At 71.7% G+C, this 6,453-nt stretch carries 8 protein-coding genes; 7 read left to right on the top strand and 1 reads right to left on the bottom strand.

The features are described from left to right. On the bottom strand, nucleotides 1-180 hold a 180-nt coding region (locus CV1CTNOD_RS14835), incomplete at its 3' end, for a hypothetical protein (RefSeq protein ID WP_131786678.1). Here CV1CTNOD_RS14835 and CV1CTNOD_RS14830 point away from each other — a divergent pair. From CV1CTNOD_RS14830 to CV1CTNOD_RS14800, 7 genes are all read left to right on the top strand, one after another. Next, entirely contained in the window at nucleotides 173-448 is a 276-nt protein-coding gene (locus tag CV1CTNOD_RS14830) for a hypothetical protein (protein WP_207386456.1), read from the top strand. The genes CV1CTNOD_RS14835 and CV1CTNOD_RS14830 overlap by 8 nt on opposite strands. Nucleotides 449-793: 345 nt before the next feature. Further along, nucleotides 794-1,552: an SDR family NAD(P)-dependent oxidoreductase gene (locus tag CV1CTNOD_RS14825; RefSeq protein ID WP_131786677.1), complete on the top strand. Its 759-nt coding sequence runs from the start codon at nucleotides 794-796 to the stop codon at nucleotides 1,550-1,552. Continuing rightward, on the top strand, nucleotides 1,546-2,844 hold the full coding sequence (locus CV1CTNOD_RS14820; RefSeq protein WP_131786676.1) for a beta-ketoacyl-[acyl-carrier-protein] synthase family protein: 1,299 nt from the start codon (nucleotides 1,546-1,548) through the stop codon (nucleotides 2,842-2,844). The genes CV1CTNOD_RS14825 and CV1CTNOD_RS14820 overlap by 7 nt, the downstream gene beginning before the upstream one ends. Beyond that, nucleotides 2,841-4,148 (top strand): ketosynthase chain-length factor, encoded by a 1,308-nt coding sequence (locus CV1CTNOD_RS14815; RefSeq protein WP_278043918.1) that lies wholly within the window; start codon nucleotides 2,841-2,843, stop codon nucleotides 4,146-4,148. The genes CV1CTNOD_RS14820 and CV1CTNOD_RS14815 overlap by 4 nt, the downstream gene beginning before the upstream one ends. A 40-nt stretch (nucleotides 4,149-4,188) precedes the next feature. Next, on the top strand, nucleotides 4,189-4,500 hold the full coding sequence (locus CV1CTNOD_RS14810; protein ID WP_131786675.1) for an acyl carrier protein: 312 nt from the start codon (nucleotides 4,189-4,191) through the stop codon (nucleotides 4,498-4,500). 40 nt (nucleotides 4,501-4,540) lie between these two features. Beyond that, nucleotides 4,541-5,326, top strand: a complete 786-nt coding sequence (locus CV1CTNOD_RS14805; protein ID WP_131786674.1) for an SDR family NAD(P)-dependent oxidoreductase — start codon at nucleotides 4,541-4,543, stop codon at nucleotides 5,324-5,326. A 115-nt stretch (nucleotides 5,327-5,441) separates the two neighbouring features. Further along, a complete protein-coding gene (locus CV1CTNOD_RS14800; RefSeq protein ID WP_131786673.1) occupies nucleotides 5,442-6,422 on the top strand; it encodes an aromatase/cyclase in 981 nt (326 codons plus the stop codon). The last annotated feature ends 31 nt before the right edge of the window (nucleotides 6,423-6,453 follow it).

Here is a 6,453-nt window from a genome sequence, read left to right as displayed (position 1 = left end):
GTCGGGGAAGCGGGCGAGCAGGGCGGTGGCGCGGCTGGGGTGGGGGTGGATGTGCCAGTCGGCGAAGCGTGCCAGGGCTTCGCGGGAGGTTGCGTTGAGGAGTTGGCGGGTGTGGACGGCGTCGAGCGCGCGGGCTTCGGTCCGCCAGACGTGCCGGTCGAGGTCGGCGTCGGTGGGCACCGCCGCCCTCACCACCGACCAGCTCCGGGTCCTGGGCGAGCTGCGCGACCGCTACCGCTTCTTCCACTGGTCCCTGGAGTTCCCCGACGTCCTGCCGGGTGGCTTCTCCTGCGTTCTCGGTAATCCGCCCTGGGAGCACACAGAGTTGAAGGAGAAAGAGTTCTTTGCGGCCCGTGATCCCGAGATCGCGAACGCGCCCAACACCGCCGCCCGCGCCCGGCTGATCAAACAGGTCGCTGAGGACCGTCCGGGGCTCTGGGCTGAGTGAACCTTTCCCGGTAACCGTAGGTGGCATTGATGTCACTCAACGCCACTGGTGGTTACCGGGAAAGGTTCAGTCGGCGAACATCATCGCGGTCGCGGCCGAGGATTCGACCGCGCGGTCCGCGAGCGGCTGAGTGCGTCGTACGCCCGAGGGCTGGCCCGAACCCGCAGCTGATCGGCGCCTGGATATACGGCGTGCGGATGCTCTTCGGGTCGGGTGGTGAGGCCGCCTCGATCGATGTTCCACCGAGCTTCCAGACCACCGGCGGACGCTGGATTTCCGGGGCGCCAGCCCCGACGCCACGGCCGTCGCCTGTCGACGAGGCGGGCCATTCGGTGGGAGGTCCCGGTGTCATTACAAGGAAAAGTCGCCGTGATCACCGGCGGCACGCGCGGGTTGGGGCGGAGTATCGCCGAGGCATATCTCGCTGCCGGCGCACACGTCCTGTACGCGGGTCGCGGTGGGGCCTGGCCGGCGGAGTCCCTTACGGCGGAGTCCCTTACGGCGGAGTCCGTTACCGCGGAGCGCAGCGCGTTCGCGCCGGTGGATGTCACCGACGCGGCGTCGGTGACGGGCCTGTTCGAGATCGCCCGTGAGCGGTTCGGCCGGGTTGACGTGGTGGTTGCCAACGCGGGGATCAGCCGGCCCGGCGCGATCGCGGACCTGGCGGAGCCGTCCTGGGACGAAGTGATCGCGACCAATCTGACCGGGGTGTTCCGCACCGTGCGGGCCGCGGTGCCGCATCTTCGCAAGGAGGGCGGTCGCATCATCACGGTCTCGTCCGTGCTCGCCGGGCGGGCGGTGCCCGCGGCCGGGGCCTACGCGGCGTCGAAGGCCGGGGTGGAGGCGCTGACCAGGACGGCCGCGGTCGAGCTCGCCCCGCTCGGGATCACCGTCAACTGTCTGGCGCCCGGTTTCATCGCGGCCGGCATGGGTCTGGCGCTCACCTCGAACGAGCAGGTGTGGTCCCACTTCTCGACGAAGCTCGCCGGGGGCCGGGTCGGCACCGCCGCCGAGGTGGCGCGCGCGGCCGTTTTCCTGGCCGGCCCGGACAGCGACTACATCAACGGTCACATCCTGGAGATCAACGGAGGCCTGCGATGGTGAACGAGCGACGGGTCGTCATCAGTGGCATCGGCGTGGTCGCCCCCGGGGGAGCGGATACCGAGGCGTTCTGGAAACTGATTACCTCAGGCACCACCGCGACCCGGCGGATCAGCTCCTTTGACCCCGCCCCGTTCCGCTCCCGGGTTGCCGCCGAGGTCGATTTCGATCCCGCCGAGGCCGGTCTGAGCCCGCAGGAGATCCGGCGGATGGATCGGGCCGCCCAGTTCGCGGTGGTGGCCGGGCGGGCGGCGCTGCGGGACGCCGGGCTTTCCCCGGCGGGAACCCCGGGCGCCGGCACCGACGGTCTCGACCCGTCCCGGACCGGTGTCACGATCGGCAGCGCGGTGGGCTGCACGATGAGCCTGGAACGCGAGTACGTCGTGGTCAGCGATGCGGGCCGGTCCTGGCTGGTCGACCACACCTACGGCGTCCCGCACCTCTACGGCTACCTGGTCCCGACGTCGTTGGCGACCGAGGTGGCCTGGTCGGCGGGGGCGGAGGGGCCGGTGGCGGTCGTCTCCACCGGGTGCACCTCGGGCATCGACGCGGTCGCGCATGCCGCCGAGCTGATCCGGGAGGGTTCCGCGGACGTCATGGTCGCCGGCGCCACCGACGCTCCGATCTCGCCGATCACCCTGGCCTGTTTCGACGCCATCAAGGCGACGACGCCGCGCGAGGACGACCCGGAGCGTGCGTCCCGGCCGTTCGACCGCACGCGCAACGGCTTCGTGCTCGGTGAGGGCAGCGCGGTGTTCGTCCTGGAGGAAGCCGAGCAGGCCCGCCGCCGGGGCGTGCGCGGCTACGCCGAGGTGGCCGGCTACGCGGCCCGGTGCAACGCCTTCCACATGACCGGGTTGCGTCCGGACGGGCGGGAGATGGCCGAGGCGATCAACGTCGCCCTGCGGCAGGCCCGGCTCGCCCCGACGGACGTGGACTACATCAACGCCCACGGCTCCGGCACCAAGCAGAACGACCGGCACGAGACGGCGGCGTTCAAGCGGAGCCTCGGCGAGCACGCCCGGCAGGTGCCGATCAGTGGGATCAAGTCGATGATCGGCCATTCTCTCGGCGCGATCGGCGCGATCGAGATCGCGGCCTGCGCACTGACGATCACCCACGGTCTCATTCCGCCGACCGCCAATCTGCGGGAACCCGATCCTGAATGTGATCTTGACTACGTTCCGTTGACCGCATGTGAGCGGAAGGTGACCGGTGTACTCACCGTGGGCAGCGGGTTCGGCGGTTTCCAGAGCGCGATGGTGCTGACTCGCCCCGGCCAGGAGCAGCGATGAGCGCGTCCGCGGCCACTGCCGCCGCCACGGAGCCGATGCCCGCAGCAACCGCAGCAAGGAAGTCAACGGCCGGGACGGAGCGCGCTCAGGTGCGGGCCGTCGTCACCGGTCTCGGCATCGTCGCCCCGAATGGTGTCGGTACCCCCGCGTACTGGGCGGCCACTCTGGCGGGCCGCGGCGGGATTCGCCGCCTGACGCGCTTCGACCCGGACGGCTACCCGGCCCGGCTCGCCGGGGAGGTCGCCGGCTTCGACGCCGCCGCGCTCATCCCCGGCCGGCTGCTCGCGCAGACGGATCACATGACCCGGATGGCTCTCGTCGCCGCCGACGAGGCCATCGCCGACGCCGGGATCCAGCCCGGTGAACTCCCCGAGTTCGACTTCGGCGTGATCACCGCGAACGGCTTCGGCGGGTTCGACTTCGGGCAGCGGGAGCTGCAGAAACTGTGGCGGCAGGGGCCCTCCCACGTCAGCGCCTACCAGTCGTTCGCCTGGTTCTACGCGGTCAACACCGGCCAGATCTCGATCCGGCACGGGCTGCGCGGGCCGAGCGGCGTGCTGGTGACCGACCAGGCCGGTGGCCTGGACGCACTGGGCCAGGCCCGCCGGGCGCTGCGGTCGGGCGCACGTCACATGGTCACCGGCGGACTGGAGAGCCCGCTGTGCCCCTGGGGCTGGACCGCGCTGCTGGCCGGTGGGCGATTGTCGACCCGCGACGACCCGTCCCGCGCGTACCTGCCGTTCGACGCGGACGCGAACGGCACCGTGGCCGGTGAGGGCGGGGCGATCCTGGTGCTGGAGGAGACCGAGGCGGCCCGGGCCCGCGGCGCGCCGCAGGTGTACGGGGAGCTGGTCGCCTACGCGGCGACCTTCGACCCCGCTCCGGGCAGCGGCCGGGAGCCGGCGCTGCGCCGCGCGATCGAGCTCGCCCTGGACGAGGCCGCGATCAGTCCGGCCGCGGTGGACGTCGTGTTCGCCGACGGTGCCGGCATACCTGAGCTCGACCGCGCGGAGGCCAGGGCGATCCGGGCGGTGTTCGGCCCCCGCGGTGTGCCGGTCAGCGTGCCGAAAACGCTGGTCGGCCGGCTGACCTCGGGCGGCGCGGCACTCGACGTGGCGACGGCGCTGCTGGCGATGCGCGACGGGGTGATTCCACCGACCGTGAACGTCACTGATCCGGTGTTCGCCGACGCGCTCGATCTGGTCGGCCCGGCCGGCCGGCCGGCAACGCTCGGCACCGCGCTGGTCCTCGCCCGCGGCGAGGGCGGGTTCAACGCCGCCGCCGTCCTGCGCCGCCCGGTGTGACACCGCTGTTCCGCAACGACCGATGAGACGGAGCCAGCAGATGACCGACACCCACGCTATCGGGCAGCAGGTCGACGCCCCCGGCCCGCCGCCCGCTCCGCTGACCCGCATACGGCTGGTGGACGTCCTGCGCGAGAGCGCCGGCGACGTCGAGGACGTCGACCTGGACGGCGACATTCTCGACGTGCCCTTCACCGACCTCGGCTACGACTCGATCGCGCTGCTGGAGGTGTCCGGCCACATCGAGCGCGACTACGGAATCTCCCTCGGCGACGACGCCGTCCAGGAGGCGACCACCATCCGCGCGTTCCTCGACCTGGTCAACGCGCAGCTGCGGCACCAGGCGGTCTGAGCACCCGAAAATACGCCACCGTAACGGAAGGGAGACCACGATGACGCAGGCGGACCGGCGAGTCGCGCTTGTCACCGGAGGGACCAGCGGAATCGGGCTCGCGGTAGCCTGCGCGCTCGGTGGGCTGGGCTGGCAGATCTTTCTCGTCGCCCGGCACGCCGACGACATCGCGGTGACCCTCAAGGATCTACAGCAGGACGGCGTCGACGCCGCCGGTGCTCCCGGCGACGTGCGCTCCGGCGCGGACATCGCCACGTTCGTCCAGGCCGCCGTCGACCGTTTCGGCGGGATCGACGTGCTGGTGAACAACGCCGGCCGCAGCGGCGGCGGGGCCACCGCGGGGATCTCGGACGAGCTCTGGGACGACGTCATCGACACCAATCTGAACAGCGTGTTCAGGGTGACCCGCGAGGTTCTCAACCAGGGCGGGCTGCTGGAACGCGGCTGGGGTCGGGTCATCAACATCGCCTCCACCGGCGGCAAGCAGGGCGTCGTCCTCGGCGCGCCCTACTCGGCGTCGAAGCACGGCGTCGTGGGTTTCACCAAGGCCCTCGGGCTGGAACTGGCGAAGACCGGCGTGACGGTGAACGCCGTCTGCCCCGGCTATGTCGAGACGCCGATGGCGCGGCGGGTGCGGGCCGGCTACGCCGACGTGTGGGGCGTCACCGAAGACGAGGTCCTCGACCGCTTCGAGGCCAAGATCCCGCTCGGCCGCTACTCCACACCGGAGGAGGTCGCGGGCCTGGTGGGCTACCTCGTCACCCGGGCCGCCGACCCGGTGACCGCCCAGGCGATCAACGTCTGCGGCGGGCTCGGCAACTACTGATCCCGCACCGACTGACTCTGCGCCTACAGATCCTGCACCGACTCTGCGTTGATCTTTCTGTCCTTGACCTTCGCCGGTGGGCTCCCGCCGGCGCGCATCGCGAGGAGAGCCAGGCATGGTGAGCGAGGGCAGGTACCGGACCCGACACGAGATCGACGTCGCCGCCCCGGCGGACGACGTCTTCGCCCTGATCGCCGACGCGCCCAGTTGGCCGCAGGTGTTCCCGCCGACGGTGCACATCGAGCGCTTCGACGTGCGCGAGGTGGGCGGCACCGTCCACGAGCGGCTGCGGCTGTGGGCGACCGCCGGGGACGAGGTGCGCCACTGGGTGTCCCGCCGGGAGGTGGACCGCGCGGCCGGCACGGTCTCCTTCCGCCAGGAGGTCTCCCAGCCACCGATCGCCGGGATGGGCGGCGTGTGGCGGGTCGGCGCCGGCCCGGCCGGCACCACGAAGCTCGTGCTCGACCACGACTTCGACGTGGTCGACGACGACCCGCAGGGCCTGGCCTGGATCCAGGCCGCCGTGGACCGCAACAGCGGGGCGGAACTCGCCGCCCTGCGCAGGGCCGCCGAGCTGGCCACCCACCCGGAGGACCTCGCGCTCACGTTCACCGACACGATCGAGATCGCCGGCTCGGTGGACGACGTGTACGACTTCATCTACCAGGCGGACCACTGGCCGACCCGGCTCGACCACGTGGCCCGGGTCGAACTCGGCGAGCCCGAACCCGGCATCCAGCGCCTGGAGATGGACACCCACGCGATCGACGGATCGGTGCACACGACGGTCTCGTTCCGGCTCGGCTTCCCGCCCGGACGCATCCTCTACAAGCAGACCGTCCTGCCGAAACTGCTGACCGCGCATGTCGGGGAGTGGCTGCTGGAACCGGTGCCGGACGGGGTGCGCGCCTCCTCCCGGCACAGCATCCGGATCGACCCGACGGCGGTGACGGGCGTGCTCGGGGCGACGGCGACCGTCGCCGAGGCGCGCGAGTTCGTCCAGCGGGCGCTGAGCACCAACAGCCTGCGGACCCTTGACCGGGCCCGATCCTTCGCCGAGCAGCGCGCGGCCGGCTGGGTGCCCACCGCCACCTGACCGCGCTGCTGAGCCGCCCCCGCCCCACTCC

This window comes from Protofrankia symbiont of Coriaria ruscifolia, from assembly GCF_900634745.1.
GTDB classification, from domain to species: Bacteria; Actinomycetota; Actinomycetes; order Frankiales; family Frankiaceae; genus Protofrankia; species Protofrankia californiensis.
Note: the sequence above shows the minus strand (reverse complement) of the source record. Positions and strands in the feature narration are given on the sequence as shown.

Coding starts and splice junctions, on each gene's coding strand:
- CV1CTNOD_RS14820 (WP_131786676.1), top strand. CDS start 1,546: ATGGTGAACGAGCGACGGGTCGTCATCAGTGGCATCGGCGTGGTCGCC.
- CV1CTNOD_RS14810 (WP_131786675.1), top strand. CDS start 4,189: ATGACCGACACCCACGCTATCGGGCAGCAGGTCGACGCCCCCGGCCCG.
- CV1CTNOD_RS14800 (WP_131786673.1), top strand. CDS start 5,442: ATGGTGAGCGAGGGCAGGTACCGGACCCGACACGAGATCGACGTCGCC.
- CV1CTNOD_RS14815 (WP_278043918.1), top strand. CDS start 2,841: ATGAGCGCGTCCGCGGCCACTGCCGCCGCCACGGAGCCGATGCCCGCA.
- CV1CTNOD_RS14805 (WP_131786674.1), top strand. CDS start 4,541: ATGACGCAGGCGGACCGGCGAGTCGCGCTTGTCACCGGAGGGACCAGC.